Genomic DNA, 19,502 nt, shown 5'->3' with positions numbered 1-19,502 from the left:
ACCAGGGGCCGAGCCCCAAAATCGGTTACTCGTCCTCGGCCAGGGTGAGCTCCACGCCGCCCACGAAGTTCGAGGAGAGGTTGTAGATGAAGGCCCCCAGAGTGGCCAGCGCGGTGGCGAGCACCACGTCGATGACCGCGATCACCGTGGTGAACAGCAGCACCCGGGACAGCGACAGGAAGCTCACCAGGTCGAAGCCGCCCTTGCCGCCCTCGGTGGAGGTCGCGTCGCTGATGGTGGAGCCCACGGCGCTGAACACGCCGATGGTGTCGAGCACCATCCACAGCACGGCCACCGCGACGATCGTGCAGATGCCCAGCGCGATCGACAGCAGGAAGCTGACCTTCATCACCGACCACGGGTCGGCCTTGGACACCCGCAGCCGCGCCTTGCGGGTACGCGGCGCCGTACGGGCCGCGGGCCGCGGTCTGCGCACCCCGGCGGCCGCGGCGGACGTCCCGGTGCCACCGGGCGCGTCCGAGGGCCGGGGCGGCGGGTACGCGGCCGGCGGCTGGTGCGGCGACTGACGGGTGTCGGTCACGGTGTATCCCCCCTCCTGCGGACCGCTGCGGTCCGCAGCGCCGGCCGGGCCGGTGCTCCCGGCCGAGCCATGGGCACCGCCCGTGCGGCCGGCGCCATGGGCGCCACCCGTCCTACCGGACCCGCCCGCGGCGCCCATGGCTCCACTCACGGCTTACTCCTCTGCTTCACCGGCCGCGGGGGTCTGACCCGGGGCCGCAGTGTCATGCCCTGTCGTGCTCGTGTCGTCCGCCGCGGCCGCCTGCGCCACCACGCCGTCCTGCTCACCGGACTCCGCGCCTTCCGGCGCCACGCCGTCGGACTCCACGCCGTCCGGATCATCCTCCGCTTCGGCGTTGCGCGCGATACCTACCACCGCGTCCCGCTTGCCGAGGTTGATGAGCTGGACGCCCATGGTGTCACGACCGGTCTCCCTGACCTCGTTGACCCGCGTCCGGATCACGCCACCGCTGAGCGTGATGGCAAGGATCTCATCGGTCTCCTCGACCACCAGCGCACCGACCAGCGAGCCCCGGTCCTCGACGATCTTCGCCGCCTTGATCCCGAGCCCGCCACGCCCCTGCACGCGGTACTCGTCGACCCGCGTGCGCTTGGCGTAGCCGCCGTCGGTGGCGGTGAAGACGAACGTACCGGGCCGCACCACGTTCATGGAGAGGAGTTCGTCACCCGCGCGGAAACTCATCCCCTTCACCCCCGAGGTGGCCCGGCCCATCGGCCGCAGCGCCTCGTCGGTCGCGGTGAAGCGGATGCACTGCGCCTTGCGGCTGACCAGCAACAAGTCGTCCTCGGCGGAGACCAGCTCGGCGCCGATCAGCTCGTCGGACTCGGCCGCGGCGCCCTCCTCGGCGGCCCCGGCGTCCCGCAGGTTGATCGCGATCACACCGCCGGAGCGCGGGGAGTCGTAGTCCTTCAGCGCGGTCTTCTTCACCAGGCCGGACTTGGTGGCGAGCACCAGGTACGGCGCCGCTTCGTAGTCCTTGATGGCCAGGATCTGGGCGATCCGCTCGTCCGGCTGGAAGGCCAGCAGGTTCGCCACGTGCTGGCCTCGGGCGTCCCGTCCGGCGTCCGGAAGCTCGTACGCCTTGGCGCGATAGACGCGTCCCTTGTTCGTGAAGAACAGCAGCCATTGGTGCGTGGTTGTGACAAAGAAGTGGTCGACGATGTCGTCCTGCTTCAGCTTGGTGCCCCGCACGCCCTTGCCGCCGCGCTTCTGCGAGCGGTAGTCCTCGGTCTTGGTGCGCTTGACATAGCCGCCGCGGGTGATCGTGACGACGATGTCCTCCTCGGCGATCAGGTCCTCGATGGACATGTCGCCGTCGAAGGGCACCAGCTTGCTGCGCCGGTCGTCGCCGAACTTGTCGACGATGGCCTGGAGTTCCTCGCTGATGATCTGCCGCTGCAACTCGGGCGAGGCGAGGATCGCGTTGTACTCGTTGATCTTCGCCTGGAGCTCGTCGTGCTCGGCGATGATCTTCTGCCGCTCCAGGGCGGCCAGCCGCCGCAGCTGCATCTCCAGGATCGCGTTCGCCTGGATCTCGTCGATCTCCAGCAGGCCCATCAGGCCCTCGCGCGCGGTCTCGACGGTGTCGCTGCGCCGGATCAGCGCGATGACCTCGTCGATCGCGTCGAGCGCCTTGAGCAGGCCGCGCAGGATGTGGGCGCGCTCCTCGGCCTTGCGCAGCCGGAACCGGGTACGCCGGATGATGACCTCGACCTGGTGGTTCACCCAGTTGCGGATGAACGCGTCCAGCGAGAGCGTGCGCGGCACCCCGTCGACCAGCGCGAGCATGTTGGCGCCGAAGTTCGACTGGAGGTCGGTGTGCTTGTAGAGGTTGTTGAGCACCACCTTGGCGACGGCGTCGCGCTTGAGCACGATCACCAGCCGCTGGCCGGTGCGCGAGGAGGTCTCGTCGCGGACGTCCGCGATCCCGCCGATCCGGCCGTCCTTCACCAGGTCGGCGATCTTCTGCGCGAGGTTGTCCGGGTTGGTCTGGTACGGCAGCTCGGTGACGACCAGGCACTGCCGGTTCTGGATCTCCTCCACCTCGACGACCGCGCGCATGGTGATCGAGCCGCGCCCGGTGCGGTACGCGTCCTCGATGCCGCGGCGGCCGACCACCAGGGCGCCGGTCGGGAAGTCCGGGCCCTTGATCCGCTCGATCAGCGCGTCGAGCAGCTCCTCGGACGTCGCGTCCGGGTTGGCCAGGAACCACTGGGCGCCGTCGGCGACCTCCCGCAGGTTGTGCGGCGGGATGTTGGTGGCCATGCCGACCGCGATCCCGGCCGAGCCGTTGATCAGCAGGTTCGGGAAGCGGGACGGCAGGACCGTCGGCTCCTGGTTGCGGCCGTCGTAGTTGTCCGTGAAGTCGACGGTCTCCTCGTCGATGTCCCGGACCATCTCCATGGCCAGCGGCGCCATCTTGCACTCGGTGTACCGCATGGCGGCGGCCGGGTCGTTGCCCGGCGAGCCGAAGTTGCCGTTGGAGTCCACCAGCGGCATCCGCATCGACCACGGCTGCGCCAGCCGGACCAGCGCGTCGTAGATCGAGGAGTCGCCGTGCGGGTGGTACGTACCCATGACGTCACCGACGACGCGGGCGCACTTGTAGAAGCCCTTCTCCGGCCGGTAGCCGCCGTCGTACATCGCATACAGCACCCGGCGGTGCACGGGCTTCAGGCCGTCGCGCACGTCCGGCAGGGCGCGCGAGACGATGACGGACATCGCGTAGTCGAGGTAGCTGCGCTGCATCTCCGTCTCGAGCCCGACGGGCTCGATGCGCAGCCCCCCGGACTCGTTGCGCTCGTCCATCTCGGACGCGGGGAGATCGGGCACGGGAGGGGTGTTGGGGGTCTCGTCGGCCATCGCTGTCTGATAGTCCTTTCACACGGCCGGAAGTCGGGGCCGACTCAGATGTCCAGGAACCGGACGTCCTTGGCGTTGCGCTGGATGAAGGTGCGGCGCGCCTCCACGTCCTCGCCCATGAGCACGGAGAACAGGTCGTCGGCCTGCGCCGCGTCGTCCAGCGTGACCTTGCCGAGCACACGGTGGTCGATGTCCATGGTGGTGACCCGCAGCTCCTCGGCGTTCATCTCGCCGAGGCCCTTGAAGCGCTGGATCGAGTCCTCGCGGATGCGCTTGCCGCTCTGCTTGCCCAGTTCCACCAGCGCGTCGCGCTCACGGTCGGAGTAGGCGTACTCCCAGTCGTCGCGGCCCCACTTCACCTTGAACAGCGGCGGGCGGGACAGGTACACGTGTCCGGCCTCCACCAGCGGGCGCATGAACCGGAAGAGGAAGGTCAGCAGCAGCGTGTTGATGTGCTGGCCGTCGACGTCGGCGTCCGCCATCAGGATGATCTTGTGATAGCGCAGCTTGTCGATGTCGAAGTCCTCGTGCACACCGGTGCCGAAGGCCGAGATCAGCGCCTGGATCTCCTGGTTCTGCAGGATCTTGTCGATCCTGGCCTTCTCCACATTGAGGATCTTGCCGCGGATCGGGAGGATCGCCTGGTACTGCGGGTTGCGGCCGGACTTCGCCGAGCCGCCGGCGGAGTCACCCTCGACGATGAAGATCTCGCACTTCGTCGGGTCGTTCGACTGGCAGTCGCTCAGCTTGCCCGGCAGCGACGCGGACTCCAGCAGGCCCTTGCGGCGGGTGAGGTCCCGCGCCTTGCGGGCCGCGACGCGGGCGGTGGCCGCCTGGATCGACTTGCGGATGATGTCCGTGGCCTCGTTGGGGTTGCGGTCCAGCCAGTCGGTGAGGTGCTCGTGCACGACCTTCTGCACGTACGTCTTCGCCTCGGTGTTGCCGAGCTTGGTCTTCGTCTGGCCCTCGAACTGCGGCTCGCCGAGCTTGACCGAGATGATCGCGGTCAGGCCCTCGCGGATGTCCTCGCCGGTGAGGTTGTCGTCCTTCTCCCGCAGCAGCTTCTTCTCCCGCGCGTAGCGGTTGACCAGGCCGGTCAGGGCCGCGCGGAAGCCCTCCTCGTGGGTGCCGCCCTCATGGGTGTGGATCGTGTTCGCGAAGCTGTAGACACCCTCGCTGTACTGGGTGTTCCACTGCATGGCGACCTCGACCGACAGCAGCCGCTCCTTGTCCTCCGCCTCGATGTCGATCACCGTGGGGTGGACCATCTCGCCCTTGCGCGAGTTGAGGTACCGCACGTAGTCGACGATGCCGCCCTCGTAGTAGTACGAGGCAAAGAGCGGCTTGCCCTCCTCGTCCACGTGGTCGGGGCGCTCGTCGGTCAGCGCGATCCGCAGGCCCTTGTTGAGGAACGCCATCTCCTGCAGCCGCCGGGAGAGCGTCTCGAAGGAGTACTCGGTGGTCTCGAAGATGTCCGGGTCGGCCCAGAAGGTGACCGAGGTGCCGGTCTCCTCGGTGGCCTCGCGCTTGGCCAGCGGCGCCGTCGGCACGCCCAGCTTGTAGTCCTGCGTCCAGCGGTACCCGTCGGTGCGGACCTCGACGGCGACGCGCGTCGACAGCGCGTTGACCACCGAGACGCCGACGCCGTGCAGACCGCCGGAGACCGCGTAGCCGCCGCCGCCGAACTTGCCGCCGGCGTGCAGCACGGTCAGCACGACCTCGACGGCCGGCTTGCCCTCCGAGGGGATGATGCCGACCGGGATGCCGCGCCCGTTGTCCACCACGCGCACGCCGCCGTCGGCGAGGATCGTGACGTCGATGGTGTCGGCAAAGCCGGCCATCGCCTCGTCGACCGAGTTGTCCACGACCTCTTGCACGAGGTGGTGCAGGCCCCGCTCACCGGTCGAGCCGATGTACATACCGGGGCGCTTGCGCACCGCCTCGAGTCCCTCCAGCACGGTGATCGCACTGGCGTCGTAGGACTTGTTGGAGTTCTCGTTGGGGTTGCCGGAATCGGCCACGAAGCGCCCTTTCTGGCACAGCACGAGCCGGGTCCCACCGCGGTGGGATCGGCTGCGATGTTCTGACTGTGGTTCGACGGTTCCGCTGGGGTACCCCTGCCGGACTCGCCGGACTGCCAGGGGAGGGCGGTCTCGTACCAGTCTACCGGTAGCGCCGACATGAGTGGGGCTTTGCCGGTACCTGAGTTCCCATGTGCCGACCGAACCCCGCCTCGGCCGACTCCCTACACGCGGCCCCGGTGCCGAAACCGCTCACGAGGGCGTCCAGGGCTTCCGGCTGTCAACCTCCCACTACGCTCAGCAGGGGCATCCGTGCGCCTGCGCGCTCACCCGTACGTGTCACCCGGACCACGGCTGCCGGGCGCCCGCAGCCTGCCGTACGACCGGCTCGGACCGGCCGGTGCCAGCACCTTGATCATCCGCACCGTGCCCTGCCCGAGATCGGCGTTGAGCCGCGCCACCAGCGTCGGCGCGAGCAGCCGCAACTGGGTCGCCCACGCCGTCGAGTCGCACTGCACGGTCAGCACCCGCTCGTCCTCGTCGTACCGCTCCGGCGCGCAGTGCAGCGCCACCTCCGGCCCGACCAGCTGCGGCCAGCGGCCCATCACCCCGCCGACCGCGGCCGGCGCCTCCCAGCCGCGCTCGGTGATCAGCCGGTTGATCGCCGCGCCCAGCGGCAGCGGGTCGCGGCCGTCCGCCCGGGCGCCGCTGCGCAGCCCGCCCCGGCGGGCCTGCTTCTTCTGCACCGCCGCCGCGCCCCGGGCCCGCGCCTGCTCCTTCGCCGCCCGCAGCGCCACCCGGGCGAGGTCCACCCCCGAGGCGCCGCCTGCCGCCGGCTGTTCTCCTCCGCCCAGCGCCGCGCCCTCCTGCCGGGGTACGGCTCCGGCGCCGTCCTCCTGCCGGGCCCGTGCCCGCTCGCCCTCGCTCATGCCCGCTGCACCGTTCCGTTCTGCACCGCGAAGCGCGTGCCCGCCAGCACGCCCGGCACGTCGTCGTCGACCGCGGCCGTCACCAGCACCTGCTCGCCGGGCGCGACGAGTTCGGCCAGCCGCTCGCGGCGCCGGGTGTCCAGCTCGGCGAACACGTCGTCCAGCACCAGCACCGGCTCCCGCCCGTCGGAGCAGAGCAGTTCGTACGACGCCAGCCGCAGCGCGAGCGCGTACGACCACGACTCGCCGTGGCTGGCGTAGCCCTTCGCCGGGAGCGGGCCGAGCTTGAGCACCAGGTCGTCTCGGTGCGGTCCGACCAGGGTCACACCGCGTTCGATCTCCTGTTTGCGGGCCTCGCCGAGCGCCTCCAGCAGCCGCTCGTACAGGTCCTCGCGGCCGGTCGCGCCGGCCATCCTCTCGTCGCCGATCGAGCCGCGGTACTCCAGCCCGACCGGGCCGCCGCCGGGCGCGAGCTGCTCGTATGCCTTGTCGGCCAGCGGCTGGAGCGCGGCGACCAGGTCGAGCCGCTGGGCGAGCAGTTCGGCGCCGGCGCGGGCCAGGTGCTGGTCCCACACGTCCAGGGTGGACAGGTCGGCGCCGCCGGTCCGGCCCGCGCTGCCCGCGGCCGTCCGGCTGCCGTGCCGGCGGGCCAGCGCGGCGGACTTCAGCAGGGTGTTGCGCTGCTTGAGCACCCGCTCGTAGTCGGAGCGGACCCCGGCCAGCCGGGGCGCGCGGGCGGTGACCAGCTCGTCGAGGAAGCGCCGCCGCTCGCCGGGGTCGCCCTTGACCAGCGCCAGGTCCTCCGGGGCGAACAGCACGCTGCGCAGGATGCCCAGCACGTCCCGCGGCCGGACCTGCGAGGAGCGGTTGATCCGGGCCCGGTTGGCGCGGCCCGGGTTGATCTCCAGTTCGACCAGTTGCTGCCGGTCGCCCTGCACCACCTGGGCGCGGACCACCGAGCGCTCCGCGCCGAGCCGTACCAGGGGCGCGTCCGCGGCGACCCGGTGGCTGCCGAGGGTGGCCAGGTAGCCGACCGCCTCGACCAGATTGGTCTTGCCCTGCCCGTTGGGCCCGACGAAGACCGTGACGCCCGGGTCGAGAGGGACCTCGGCCCGGGCGTAGGAGCGGAAGTCGGCGAGCGAAAGGTGCGCTACGTGCATCTCGTGCTGTGGCGCCCGATGCGCCGACCTCCCTGCTGTGACGTGCGGTACGAGAACCGCCGTGCGGCCTACTCGGCCGCGGTGACCGCGTGGCCGCCGAACTCGTTGCGCAGCGCGGCGATCATCTTCATCTGCGGCGAGTCGTCCTGGCGGGACGAGAACCGGGCGAAGAGGGACGCGGTGATCGCGGGCAGCGGCACCGCGTTGTCGATCGCGGCCTCCACGGTCCAGCGGCCCTCACCGGAGTCGTCCGCGTAGCCGCGGAGGTTCTCCAGGTGCTCGCTCTTGTCGAGCGCGTCCACGGCCAGGTCGAGCAGCCAGGAGCGGATCACCGTACCCGACTTCCAGGAGCGGAAGACCTCGCGGACGTCGGTGACCGAGTCCACCGCCTCCAGCAGCTCCCAGCCCTCGGCGTACGCCTGCATCATCGCGTACTCGATGCCGTTGTGGACCATCTTGGCGAAGTGGCCGGCGCCGACCTTGCCGGCGTGCACCGAGCCGGAGTCGCCCTCGGGCTTGAGCGCGTCGAAGATCGGCTGCGCCTTGGCGACGTCCTCCGCGGTGCCGCCGTACATCAGCGCGTAGCCGTTGGCGAGGCCCCACACGCCGCCGGAGACGCCGCAGTCGACGAAGCCGATGCCCTTGGCGGCCAGCTGCTCGGCGTGCTTCTCGTCGTCGGTCCAGCGGGAGTTGCCGCCGTCGACCACCAGGTCGCCGGGCGAGAGCAGCTCGCCCAGTTCGTCGATGGTGGACTGGGTGGCCTTGCCGGCGGGGACCATCACCCACACCACGCGCGGACCCTGGAGCGAGTCCACAAGTTCCTTGAGGCTGTGGACATCGGCGAGGTCCGGGTTCCGGTCGTACCCGATGACGGTGTGGCCGGCGCGGCGGATGCGCTCGCGCATGTTGCCGCCCATCTTGCCGAGACCGATGAGACCGAGCTCCATCACTGACCCTTCGTTCGAAGCATTCGACGCGTAACGCATGGCGCGTGACCGCGGTACCCGGCGGGACTGCCTGAGCCCGGCCCGGTCCGACCACGAGCCTACGTCGACCCGCGGTCCGGGCTTCAGCCGGACAGGCGCACCGGCATGATCAGGTACTTGTACGCCTCGTCGGCCTCGGCGTCGACGGCCGGTCGGCCGCTGAGCAGGGCCGGCTTCGTGGAGGTCGTGAAGGACAGCTGGGCGGCCGGGGAGTCGATCGCGCTGAGGCCGTCGAGCAGGAACGTCGGGTTGAAGGCGATCGAGATGTCGTCGCCGTCGAGCTTGGCCTCGACCCTTTCCACAGCCTGTGCGTCGTCGCTGGAGCCGGCCTCCAGGGTGAGCACGCCCTGCTCGAAGCTCAGCCGCACCGGGGTGTTGCGCTCGGCGACCAGGGCGACGCGCTTGACCGCCTCGACCAGGGGCGCGGTCTCGATCACCGCGACCGAGGCGAACTCGGTGGGGAACAGGGTGCGGTACTTCGGCAGGTCGCCCTCGAGCAGCCGGGTGGTGGTGCGGCGGCCCGCGCCCTCGAAGCCGATCAGCCCCTCGCCCTCACCGGCGCCGGCCAGGGCGATGGAGACGGTGTCGCCGCTGGTGAGCGACTTGGCGGTGTCCTGGAGGGTCTTGGCGGGCACCAGGGCGACCGCGGAGATGTCGGCCTGCTCCGGTTTCCACAGGAACTCGCGGACCGCGAAGCGGTAGCGGTCGGTGGCGGCCAGCGTGACGGTGTCGCCCTCGATCTCGATCCGCACACCGGTGAGCACCGGCAGCGTGTCGTCGCGCCCGGCGGCGATGGCGACCTGGGCGGCGGCGGCGGCGAAGACCTCACCGGGGACGGTGCCCGAGGCGGTGGGCATCGCGGGCAGCGCCGGGTACTCCTCGACGGGGAGGGTGTGGAGGGTGAAGCGGGAACTGCCGCAGACCACGGTGACCCGCACGCCGTCGGTGGAGATCTCCACCGGGCGGTTGGGCAGCGCCCTGGAGATGTCGGCGAGCAGCCGGCCGGAGACCAGCACGGTGCCCTCCTCGTCGACCTCTGCCTCGACCGAGACCCGCGCCGAGACCTCGTAGTCGAAGCCGGAGAGGCTGAGCTTGCCCTCCTCGGCCTTGAGCAGCAGCCCGGCGAGCACGGGCACCGGGGGACGGGCCGGGAGGCTGCGGGCTGCCCAAGCCACTGCCTCGGCGAGTACGTCGCGCTCCACCCGGATCTTCACCGGAACCGCCTCCTGCTTGTTGCTGGCTGTCGGGGACCAGTCTGACGCACAGGACTGACAGCAGGTGCGGCTTGGCGTCAAGCCGTGATCCGAGCCGCGGGGCGGCACCGGCCCGAGTTGTGCACAGCCCCCGCTTCGAAACGACTTCCCAGCTCTCTAGGTGTAGTCGTAGTAGTAGGGGGTGTGGATACCGTGGATAACCGGTTCCTGTGCAGGTCAGGGGCGGTTTTTTATCCACCGGGCCTGTGGGTGACGCCGGTGGATAACCAGGGGCGGCTGTGGACGGCGGAAAGTTGTGCACACCCCATACACAGGGCACCCCGACTTGTCCCCAGCTCCATCCCCAGGAATACCCGGGTTCTCCCCAGGCCAACCCACCCCCTTGGTGTGACGGCTTTCACTCGTTCGTGCCCCTAACCGTGTTGCGTTGCCGAACAGTGGACAGAGATGTGGAGAAGCGGCCCGAACCTGTGTACAACCCAGGGCATCCTGTGGGTAGGCGGTGGACAACTCCTCGACCCAGGTGCACTGTTGCCCGTTTCATCCACAGTCTGTGGATATGGGTTACCCACATTTCCACATGCGGCTGAGCTGGGCCGATGTCCCTTGCGGCAGCCGGCCTGTGGAGACGAATCTGGACAACTCCGGTGTGCACAGGCTGTGGACGACGCTTCGTCCACCTTCCTGTGGAAAAACGGATCTCTGCCGGGCGTAATCGAACAGCGGGAAACGGCGAGTGCCCCGGGAGCAGGGCTCCCGGGGCACTCGTGGGTGGGTGCGCGGACGGCGTGTGCGGCTTTTTCGGCGCGCTGAGGACCGCTCGTACGGCGCGCGGCCGGTCCCGCGTCAGCTCTTGATGCGGTTGGTCAGCTCCGTCACCTGGTTGTAGATGGAGCGCCGTTCGGCCATCAGCGAGCGGATCTTGCGGTCGGCGTGCATGACCGTCGTGTGGTCGCGGCCCCCGAAGAGCGCGCCGATCTTCGGTAGCGACAGGTCGGTCAGCTCGCGGCACAGGTACATCGCGATCTGCCGCGCGGTGACCAGTACCCGGCTGCGGGAGGAGCCGGACAGGTCGTCCACCGCGAGCCCGAAGTACGCGGCCGTCTCCGCCATGATCGCGGTGCCGCTGATCTCCGGCACCGAGTCGTCGCCGCCCGGGATCAGGTCCTTGAGCACGATCTCGGTGAGCTGGAGGTCGACCGGCTGCCGGTTGAGGCTGGCGAAGGCGGTGACCCGGATCAGCGCGCCCTCCAGCTCGCGGATGTTGCGCGAGATCCGCGAGGCGATGAACTCCAGTACCTCCGGCGGGGCGTTGAGCTGCTCCTGCACCGCCTTCTTCCGCAGGATCGCGATCCGCGTCTCCAGCTCCGGCGGCTGGACGTCGGTGATCAGGCCCCACTCGAACCGGTTGCGCAGCCGGTCCTCCAGGGTGACCAGCTGCTTGGGCGGCCGGTCGGAGGAGAGCACGATCTGCTTGTTGGCGTTGTGCAGGGTGTTGAAGGTGTGGAAGAACTCCTCCTGCGTCGACTCCTTCTGCGCCAGGAACTGGATGTCGTCGACGAGCAGGATGTCCATGTCCCGGTACCGCTTGCGGAACGCGTCCGCCTTGCCGTCCCGGATGGAGTTGATGAACTCGTTGGTGAACTCCTCCGAGCTGACGTACCGCACCCGGGTGCCGGGATACAGGCTGCGGGCGTAGTGCCCGATCGCGTGCAGCAGGTGCGTCTTGCCGAGGCCGGACTCCCCGTAGATGAAGAGCGGGTTGTACGCCTTGGCGGGTGCCTCGGCGACGGCGACCGCGGCCGCGTGCGCGAAGCGGTTGGACGCGCCGATCACGAAGGTGTCGAAGAGGTACTTCGGGTTCAGCCGGGCGGTCGGCTCCACCGCGCCGTTGCTGCCGCCGGAGCCGCTCCCGCCGCCCGGCTGCTCGCTGCGCGCGGCCGGCACCACGGGCGCCTGCTGGTAGGCGGCCGGCGGCGGGACGTACGTCTGCGGACCGGGGCGGCCCTGGGGCTGGTGCCCCTGGTGCGGCACGTTCGGGTAGGAGTCGCGCGGCTCCGGCAGGTAGCGCCGCTCCTCGAACGGCTCCGGGCGGCTGTCGTACGACTCGGACCGGCCGCCGTCGTAGCCGTCCCGGGGGGAGCGGCGCTCGTCGTAGGCATCGCGGCGCACCTCGTACGGCTCGCGATCCTGGAAGTCGACGGGGGCGGGCACGCCCCAGCTGCCGAGCTTGGGCTGCTGCCAGTCCTGGTGCTCGTCGGGGTAGGCGGGGCGCATCCGCAGTTCGTGCGGGTCGCGGGCGCCGAGGGGGTCCCGGCTGTCGCGGCCGTCTCTGCTGTCTCGGCTGTCATGCGAGCGGTCCGCGCGCGGGTCGCGCTCCTCGGCGGGCTCGGCCGGGGGCGGCTGCTCCTGGTCGCCGCCCGAGGCCACCGCGATCGCGATGCCGACCGAGTGACCGAACTCACTGCTGAGCACCTTGGTGATCAGGGGCAGCAGCCGTCCCTCGAGCACGTTCTTGGCGAACTCGTTGGGCGCGGAGAGCACTGCGGTGCCGGCCACCAGGGCCAGCGGCTGGGTGCGCTGCAACCACTCCGTGTCCTTGGGCTTCAGCTCGCTGTCCATCAGCAGCTTCTGCAGCACCCGTGGCCACACTGCGGCAAGATCGGCAGTCACGTCGGCCACAGTGCACGCTCTCTCGGGTCGCTCGGGTGGTGCGGAGAACTCCCGCGAAAGTGTGAACCTCCGGAAGGGGCGGGGAGTGGAGGAAGTTCGCTACCTGGATGGGTCCGGAGTCCAGTCACGGTAGTCAGGCCAGTGTGCGCGGTTCAAGTCGTTGTCCACAGGCTGTGTACAAACCTCGGGGTGTCGCAGGCCGGGTTTGACCGGATGGCCTAGCCGCACGTACCGTATCGAGGTCGAGTTGTCGATGGCTGCTGCCGCCTGCCTACCGATGGGCGAAGATCTTCCGGGAGTCTCAGGCCTCCGGGTGGTTGTCAAAGCGGTACACCCGATCAGTCCGCGAGCTTCCTCGTGGGCGCACGGTGACAGCCAGGCGACGCACCGCTGCCGTCCCGATCCTCTGGAGCCCCCGAGTGAGCAAGCGCACCTTCCAGCCGAACAACCGTCGCCGCGCCAAGACCCACGGCTTCCGTCTGCGTATGCGTACCCGTGCCGGCCGCGCGATCCTTTCGACCCGCCGCGCCAAGGGCCGCGCCCGCCTGTCCGCCTGATTGCCACAGGTCTCATGCCGTGCTGCCCACCGAGAATCGGCTGAGGCGGCGCCAGGACTTCGGCGAAGCGGTTCGCCGGGGACGCCGGGCGGGTCGCCCGCTACTGGTCGTCCATCTGCGCCGCGACGCCACGGACCCGCACACGCCAGGGGGAGACGCTCCCCCGGCGCGTGCGGGTTTCGTCGTAAGCAAAGCCGTCGGCAACGCCGTGCAGCGCAACCTGGTCAGGCGCCGACTGCGTCATCTGGTGCGGGAGCGTCTGTCGCTGCTGCCCCCCGGTAGCCTTGTGGTAGTACGCGCGCTCCCCGACGCGGGGAGCGCGGACCACGCACAGCTAGCCCTCGACCTGGACGCCGCGCTCCAGCGGTTGCTGGGCCGTGACGCCCGTGGCGACGCCGAGGGGAGGGTGGCTCGATGAAGTACCCGCTGCTGGCACTGATCAAGATCTACCAGTGGACGATCAGTCCGCTGCTCGGACCGGTGTGCCGCTACTACCCCTCCTGCTCGCACTACGGCTACACGGCCATCGACCGGCACGGTGCGATCAAGGGGACCGGGTTGACCGTGTGGCGCATCCTGCGCTGCAACCCCTGGTCGCCGGGTGGCGTGGACCACGTCCCGCCGCGTAAGCGACCGCGATGGCACGAACTGCTGCGCCGCTACCTGCGGGGCGGCTCCGACGGGCCCGTCACGCCCGAGCCCACCGGACCCTCTCACGCCCAAGGAGCCTGACCGTGGGGATCTTGAACCCCCTCTATGACGCCGTTTCGTGGATCATCGTCCAGTTCCACTCGCTGTACAGCCTGGTATTCGACAAGGACAGCGGTTGGGCGTGGGGTCTGTCCATCGTCTCCCTGGTGGTCCTGATCCGGACGGCCCTGATCCCGCTCTTCGTGAAGCAGATCAAGTCCACCCGGAACATGCAGGTGCTCCAGCCGAAGATGAAGGCGATCCAGGAGCGCTACAAGAACGACCGGCAGAAGCAGTCCGAGGAGATGATGAAGCTGTACAAGGAGACGGGTACCAACCCGCTCTCCTCGTGCCTGCCGATCCTGATCCAGTCGCCGTTCTTCTTCGCCCTGTACCACGTGCTCAGCAACGTGGCGAAGGGCCACGAGGTGGGCGTGATCCACAGCAACCTCGTGGAGAGCGCGAGCAAGGCGCACATCTTCGGCGCCCCGCTGCCGGCGAAGTTCCTCGACAGCACCGCCACCCTGGCGCACCTGCACACCAGCCACGCCGAGGTGCGCACGGTCACGATCATCATGATCGTGCTGATGTCGTTCTCGCAGTTCTACACGCAGCGCCAGCTGATGACGAAGAACGTGGACATGTCGGTGAACACGCCGTTCATGCAGCAGCAGAAGATGCTGATGTACGTGTTCCCGCTGATCTTCGCGGGCTTCGGCATCATCGCTCCCGTCGGTGTGCTGCTGTACTGGCTGACCACCAACGTCTGGACCATGGCGCAGCAGCTCGTCGTCATCCGCCGCAACCCCACCCCGGGCAGCCTCGCGTTCAAGCAGCGGCAGGAGCGGCTGCGGGCCAAGGGCAAGCTGGTGGAGCCGCCGGAGGAGATCAAGGCGAAGGAAGCGGTCGAGCAGGCGCGCGCCAACCGCACCCAGCCGAAGCGGCAGAGCAAGTCCCAGCGGACCTCCGGTGGCACCGCCACCAGTACCCGTAGCGGCGGTGGTGCCGGGACGGCCACAGGGGCTTCCGGCGGCGCCGGTGACGCCGGTGGCGCCGGCCGCTCCGGCGGTGCGAAGCCGGCTGGCGGCTCCGGGGGCTCCGGCGGTGCGAAGCAGTCCGGTGGCAAGCAGTCCGGTGGCGGCAAGGGCGCGCCCCGCGCGGGTGCTCCTCGGGCCGGTGCGCCCCGCGCGGGCAGCACCAAGCAAGGCGGCGGCGCTTCGGGCAAGCAGTCCGGTGGCGCGAAGCCCAAGCCGGGCAACCTGTCGAAGAAGAAGTAAGAGGAGAGTCCAGGCGTGAGCGACGTCAACACGACCACGGCACCCGACGCCGGTCCGGCCGGCCTGACCCGGCTGGAGCAGGAAGGCGAGATCGCGGCGGACTACCTCGAGGGCCTGCTCGACATCGCCGACCTCGACGGCGACATCGACATGGATGTCGAGGGCGAGCGCGCGTCGGTGTCGATCATCGGTGACAGCGGCACCCGTGATCTGAACAAGCTGGTCGGGCGGGACGGCGAGGTCCTGGAGGCGCTCCAGGAGCTGACCCGGCTCGCGGTGCACCGGGAGACCGGTGAGCGCAGCCGGCTGATGCTCGACATCGCAGGGTTCCGGGCCCAGAAGCGGGCCGAGCTCGCGAAGCTCGGCGCGAGCGCGGCAGCCGAGGTCAAGCAGACCGGCGAGCCGGTGAAGCTGGACCCGATGACGCCGTTCGAGCGCAAGGTCGTGCACGACGCGGTCGCCGCGGCCGGGCTGCGCAGCGAGTCCGAGGGCGAGGAGCCGCAGCGCCGCGTCGTCGTCCTGCCCGCGTAGCATCCCGACCGACCCGCCGCGCACGCGCGCGTGACCAACCCGTCGGCCCCGTCTGTTCGCAGACGGGGCCGAACCTTGTAACTCTGATGGTGTACGTCTGCCTTCCGAGCGCTTGGGCGACCAAGGCGCGGACTTCGAGGAAAGGACCGCCTCCGTGACCGAGGCAGCAGCGGAGCTTCCCGCGCCGCCCGAGCAGGCCAGAGAGGTCTTCGGCGATCGCTTCGACGACGCGCTGCGCTATGCCGGGCTGCTGGCGGACGTAGGTGTCCAGCGCGGCTTGATCGGCCCACGCGAGGTGCCCCGGCTGTGGGAGCGGCACCTGCTGAACTGCGCGGTGCTCTCCGAAGTGATCGATGAGGGGGTGTCGGTCTGCGACGTCGGGTCCGGCGCCGGGCTGCCCGGCATCCCGCTGGCGCTGGTGCGGCCGGACCTGGAGATCACCCTGCTGGAGCCGCTGCTGCGGCGGACCACCTTCCTCGACGAGGTGGTCAGGGTGCTCGGTCTGGAGAACGTCACGGTGGTCCGGGGACGGGCGGAGGAGATGGTCGGCCTGCTGCCGACGGTGGATGTGGTGACGGCCCGCGCGGTGGCGCCGCTGGAGCGGCTGGCCGGGTGGGGGCTGCCGCTGCTGCGCCCGCACGGCGAGATGGCCGTGCTCAAGGGCGACACCGCCGAGGAGGAGCTGAAGACGGCCCGGGCGGCGCTGGGCCGGCTCGGCGCGGTGGGCGCGAGCGTGGTGCAGGTCGGCGAGGGCATTGTCGATCCGCTCTCCACCGTGGTCCGGGTCCAGGTCGGGGAGAGCCCCGGTGGGGTGCGGGCTGCGAGTCGGCGGGCCAAGGCAGCGCGCGCACATCGCGCCTCACGCAACGGAGGCGGCGGACGCCGCCGGCGCTGACGTCGCCCGCTCGGACCGGCTTTCTACGCCATCCAACCGGCCAAAACCGCACGATCCGGAGTGTCTGCGGAGTTGGCGTCGTACCGCTGTGCATCGTGTTCCACGTGAAACGTCGCTCGCTGCTCCCCGGAGTTCTCAACCGTGGCCGTGCCGCGGCCGAAGCGCACGCCACCAAACCGGTGAAGAAGGCCCCGACTGTGGACGGTTCCCGGGATTTATCCACAGGCAGCCGGGGCTCGCTGGTTCAGCACCCCTCGGGCATGGCAGGCTCTTCTCATAGCGAGCCTGAAGTCGAGGAGAGTGAGTCCTTGCGGTCCGACGCCAACATCGCGGGGCCGATGGCCGATCCGGTCCCCGGTCCCCGCTCAGCTGAAACCGCCGGAGGACCCCTGTCCGGGCCCCCGGGGTACGGGAGCGGTGTTTCACGTGAAACATTGCCTCCCATGGATGACACCCCCATCGGGCGCGCGGCCCAGTTGGCCGTGGAAGCGCTCGGTCGCGCCGGTGAGGGGCTGCCCCGGCCCGCCCAGACCCGGGTGATGGTCGTCGCCAACCAGAAGGGCGGGGTGGGGAAGACCACTACCACCGTCAACCTGGCGGCCTCCCTCGCCCTGCACGGCGGGCGGGTCCTGGTGATCGACCTCGACCCGCAGGGCAACGCCTCCACCGCCCTCGGCATCGACCACCACGCCGAAGTCCCCTCGATCTACGACGTGTTGGTGGAGAGCAAGCCGCTCTCCGACGTCGTGGTCCCGGTCGCCGATGTCGAAGGGCTCTTCTGCGCCCCCGCCACTATCGACCTGGCGGGCGCGGAGATCGAACTCGTCTCCCTGGTCGCGCGCGAGAGCCGGTTGCAGCGGGCGATCGAGGGCTACGAACAGCCGCTGGACTATGTGCTGATCGACTGCCCGCCCTCTCTCGGCCTGCTCACGGTGAACGCCCTCGTGGCCGGCGCCGAGGTGGTCATCCCGATCCAGTGCGAGTACTACGCGCTGGAGGGCCTGGGCCAGCTCCTGAAGAACGTCGATCTGGTCCGTGCCCACCTCAACCCGAGGCTGCACGTCTCCACGATCCTGCTGACGATGTACGACGGCCGGACCCGGCTGGCCGCTCAGGTCGCCGAGGAGGTGCGCACCCACTTCGGCAAGGAGGTGCTGCGCACCAGCATCCCGCGATCGGTGCGTATCTCGGAGGCCCCCAGCTACGGCCAGACCGTGCTCACCTACGACCCGGGTTCCAGCGGCGCCCTCTCCTACCTGGAGGCGGCCCGCGAGATGGCCCTGCGGGGCCTGCCCGGCAACGTCACGGTCGAGTACGACCCGGAACAGCACCAAGAGCACAACCCGCACAGCATGTCGGAGGGGATCCAGTGAGTGATCGACGCAGAGGGCTCGGCCGCGGTCTTGGCGCGCTGATCCCGGCGGCGCCGCAGCCGGCCAGTGCCGCACCCGCGAGCCAGCCTGTGCTGGTACCGGACCGCGGGGTCGCCGCGGCCAAGGTGGCCGGGTTGACCGACCGCCGAGCGGCGGAGAGCGTGCCCGCACCCGTGGACATCCCTGTTTCACGTGGAACAGAACCGGATGTGTCCGGGGTGGAGGTGCCGGTCACCGGTGCCTACTTCGCTGAACTCGCGCTGGACACCATCACCCCGAACCCGCGGCAGCCGAGGGAGGTCTTCGACGAGGACGCCCTCAATGAACTCATCACCTCCATCAAGGAGGTGGGCCTGCTCCAGCCGGTGGTGGTGCGGCAGATCGACACCGGCCGCTATGAGCTGATCATGGGCGAGCGCCGGTGGCGGGCCTGCCGGGAGGCGGGTCTCGAGCGCATCCCGGCGATCGTCCGGGCCACCGACGACGAGAAGCTGCTGCTCGACGCCCTGCTGGAGAATCTGCACCGGGCCCAGCTGAACCCGCTGGAGGAGGCCGCGGCGTACGACCAGCTGCTGCGGGACTTCGCCTGCACCCATGAGCAGTTGGCCGACCGGATCGGCCGCTCCCGTTCCCAGGTCTCCAACACGCTGCGCCTGCTGAAGCTGTCGGCGCCGGTGCAGCGCAGGGTCGCCGCCGGGGTGATCTCCTTCGGCCACGCCCGGGCGCTGCTCTCGCTGGAGGACGCCGAGGAGCAGGACCGGCTGGCCCACCGGATCGTCGCCGAGGGACTGTCGGTGCGCGCGGTCGAGGAGATCGTGACGCTGGCGAACAGCGGTCCCACGAGCACCCGTAAGGCCGCCGCACCGCGGGCAGGCCGTCGGGTCTCCCCGGCACTGACCCATCTGGCCACCCGGCTTTCCGACCGCTTCGACACCCGGGTGAAGGTCGACCTTGGTCAAAAGCGCGGAAAGATCGTCGTGGAGTTCGCGTCGATAGAGGATCTGGAGCGCATCCTGGGATCGATGGCCCCCGGCGAGGGCAAGGTCCTGGAGAACCGGCTGGAGGCCGAAGCCGAGGACGGTGACGAAGCCGAGGACAGCGCCGAGTGACCTGTCGGCACCCCGGCAGGGCGCGCCGGGGTGCCGACAGGCTGGTCGGCTGACAGGAACGGGGTCTTTCGCCAGATGGGACGTCGGCTCGCACCGCTCACGCTCGACAACCTCACCGACCTTCCCATGCCGTGCCGGCGCTGCGTCTTCTGGGAGCTCGACCCGGTCAGCGGCGAGGCGGCCGTCAAGGCGGGCCGCCCCGCGTTGGAGAAGGAGTCCTGGATCTCCGCGGTGCTGCTGGAGTGGGGCTCCTGCGGACGTCTGGTCTACGTGGACGAGATGCCGGCCGGCTTCGTGCTCTACGCTCCTGCCGCTTACGTGCCCCGCTCCACCGCCTTCCCCACCAGCCCGGTGTCCGGTGACGCCGTCCAGCTGATGACCTCCCGGGTGATTCCCGGGTACCAGGGGCAGGGGCTCGGCCGGGTGCTGGTGCAGACCGTCGCCAAGGATCTGGTCCGCCGGGGTTTTCGGGCCATCGAGGCGTTCGGCGACGCGACATGGGAGTCTCCCGACTGCGTGCTGCCGGCCGACCATCTGACCGCGGTCGGCTTCAAGACGGTACGGCCGCATCCGCGCTTCCCCCGACTGCGGCTGGAACTGCGCACCGCGCTCTCCTGGCGGGAGGACGTCGAGATGGCGATCGACCGCCTGCTGGGAGCTGTGCAGAAGGAGCCGGCGCTACGG

17 protein-coding genes are annotated in these 19,502 nt (G+C 70.0%); 9 read left to right on the top strand and 8 right to left on the bottom strand.

Annotated features, from left to right (window positions below):
- Nucleotides 1-25 precede the first annotated feature (25 nt).
- From AC3EVP_RS34620 to dnaA, 8 genes are all read right to left on the bottom strand, one after another.
- Nucleotides 26-679 (bottom strand): DUF3566 domain-containing protein, encoded by a 654-nt coding sequence (locus AC3EVP_RS34620; protein ID WP_435137195.1) that lies wholly within the window; start codon nt 677-679, stop codon nt 26-28.
- A 15-nt stretch (nt 680-694) separates the two neighbouring features.
- Nucleotides 695-3,403 carry a DNA gyrase subunit A gene (gyrA, locus tag AC3EVP_RS34615; protein ID WP_435137165.1) on the bottom strand — a complete coding sequence of 903 codons (2,709 nt, stop codon included), beginning with the start codon at nt 3,401-3,403 and terminating at the stop codon, nt 695-697.
- Between the two features lie 44 nt (nt 3,404-3,447).
- Nucleotides 3,448-5,448 (bottom strand): DNA topoisomerase (ATP-hydrolyzing) subunit B, encoded by a 2,001-nt coding sequence (gyrB, locus tag AC3EVP_RS34610; protein WP_335971827.1) that lies wholly within the window; start codon nt 5,446-5,448, stop codon nt 3,448-3,450.
- 302 nt (nt 5,449-5,750) lie between these two features.
- Nucleotides 5,751-6,353, bottom strand: coding sequence for a DciA family protein (locus AC3EVP_RS34605; RefSeq protein ID WP_435137162.1), 603 nt, complete (start codon nt 6,351-6,353; stop codon nt 5,751-5,753).
- Complete coding sequence (recF, locus tag AC3EVP_RS34600) at nt 6,350-7,513, bottom strand: DNA replication/repair protein RecF (RefSeq protein ID WP_435137159.1); 1,164 nt, start codon at nt 7,511-7,513, stop codon at nt 6,350-6,352. The genes AC3EVP_RS34605 and recF overlap by 4 nt, the downstream gene beginning before the upstream one ends.
- 68 nt (nt 7,514-7,581) lie before the next feature.
- On the bottom strand, nt 7,582-8,499 hold the full coding sequence (gnd, locus tag AC3EVP_RS34595) for a phosphogluconate dehydrogenase (NAD(+)-dependent, decarboxylating) (RefSeq protein ID WP_335971820.1): 918 nt from the start codon (nt 8,497-8,499) through the stop codon (nt 7,582-7,584).
- An 83-nt stretch (nt 8,500-8,582) separates the two neighbouring features.
- Nucleotides 8,583-9,713 (bottom strand): DNA polymerase III subunit beta, encoded by a 1,131-nt coding sequence (dnaN, locus tag AC3EVP_RS34590; protein ID WP_335971817.1) that lies wholly within the window; start codon nt 9,711-9,713, stop codon nt 8,583-8,585.
- A gap of 846 nt (nt 9,714-10,559) precedes the next feature.
- Nucleotides 10,560-12,395, bottom strand: a complete 1,836-nt coding sequence (gene dnaA / locus AC3EVP_RS34585; RefSeq protein ID WP_435137154.1) for a chromosomal replication initiator protein DnaA — start codon at nt 12,393-12,395, stop codon at nt 10,560-10,562.
- A 410-nt stretch (nt 12,396-12,805) separates the two neighbouring features.
- Between dnaA and rpmH the strand changes: the two genes are divergently transcribed.
- From rpmH to AC3EVP_RS34540, 9 genes are all read left to right on the top strand, one after another.
- Nucleotides 12,806-12,943, top strand: coding sequence for a 50S ribosomal protein L34 (rpmH, locus tag AC3EVP_RS34580; protein WP_123606641.1), 138 nt, complete (start codon nt 12,806-12,808; stop codon nt 12,941-12,943).
- Nucleotides 12,944-12,962: 19 nt separating this feature from the next.
- Nucleotides 12,963-13,361: a ribonuclease P protein component gene (gene rnpA, locus AC3EVP_RS34575; RefSeq protein WP_335971809.1), complete on the top strand. Its 399-nt coding sequence runs from the start codon at nt 12,963-12,965 to the stop codon at nt 13,359-13,361.
- Nucleotides 13,358-13,675 (top strand): membrane protein insertion efficiency factor YidD, encoded by a 318-nt coding sequence (gene yidD, locus AC3EVP_RS34570; protein ID WP_335971807.1) that lies wholly within the window; start codon nt 13,358-13,360, stop codon nt 13,673-13,675. The genes rnpA and yidD overlap by 4 nt, the downstream gene beginning before the upstream one ends.
- A gap of 2 nt (nt 13,676-13,677) precedes the next feature.
- Nucleotides 13,678-14,910, top strand: a complete 1,233-nt coding sequence (gene yidC / locus AC3EVP_RS34565) for a membrane protein insertase YidC (RefSeq protein WP_435137149.1) — start codon at nt 13,678-13,680, stop codon at nt 14,908-14,910.
- Nucleotides 14,911-14,925: 15 nt separating this feature from the next.
- Nucleotides 14,926-15,441 (top strand): Jag family protein, encoded by a 516-nt coding sequence (locus tag AC3EVP_RS34560; protein ID WP_335971802.1) that lies wholly within the window; start codon nt 14,926-14,928, stop codon nt 15,439-15,441.
- A 154-nt stretch (nt 15,442-15,595) separates the two neighbouring features.
- The gene (gene rsmG / locus AC3EVP_RS34555; protein ID WP_335971801.1) at nt 15,596-16,336 is read left to right on the top strand and encodes a 16S rRNA (guanine(527)-N(7))-methyltransferase RsmG; all 741 of its coding nucleotides are present in this window, start codon (nt 15,596-15,598) and stop codon (nt 16,334-16,336) included.
- Between the two features lie 260 nt (nt 16,337-16,596).
- Complete coding sequence (locus tag AC3EVP_RS34550) at nt 16,597-17,709, top strand: ParA family protein (protein ID WP_335971799.1); 1,113 nt, start codon at nt 16,597-16,599, stop codon at nt 17,707-17,709.
- Nucleotides 17,706-18,818 (top strand): ParB/RepB/Spo0J family partition protein, encoded by a 1,113-nt coding sequence (locus AC3EVP_RS34545; RefSeq protein ID WP_335971797.1) that lies wholly within the window; start codon nt 17,706-17,708, stop codon nt 18,816-18,818. Before AC3EVP_RS34550 ends, AC3EVP_RS34545 begins: the two co-directional genes overlap by 4 nt.
- A 75-nt stretch (nt 18,819-18,893) precedes the next feature.
- Nucleotides 18,894-19,502: GNAT family N-acetyltransferase (locus AC3EVP_RS34540; RefSeq protein WP_435137143.1), on the top strand; the 609-nt coding region annotated here is incomplete at its 3' end.

This window comes from Actinacidiphila sp. bgisy144 (assembly GCF_057708105.1).
Note: the sequence above shows the minus strand (reverse complement) of the source record. Positions and strands in the feature narration are given on the sequence as shown.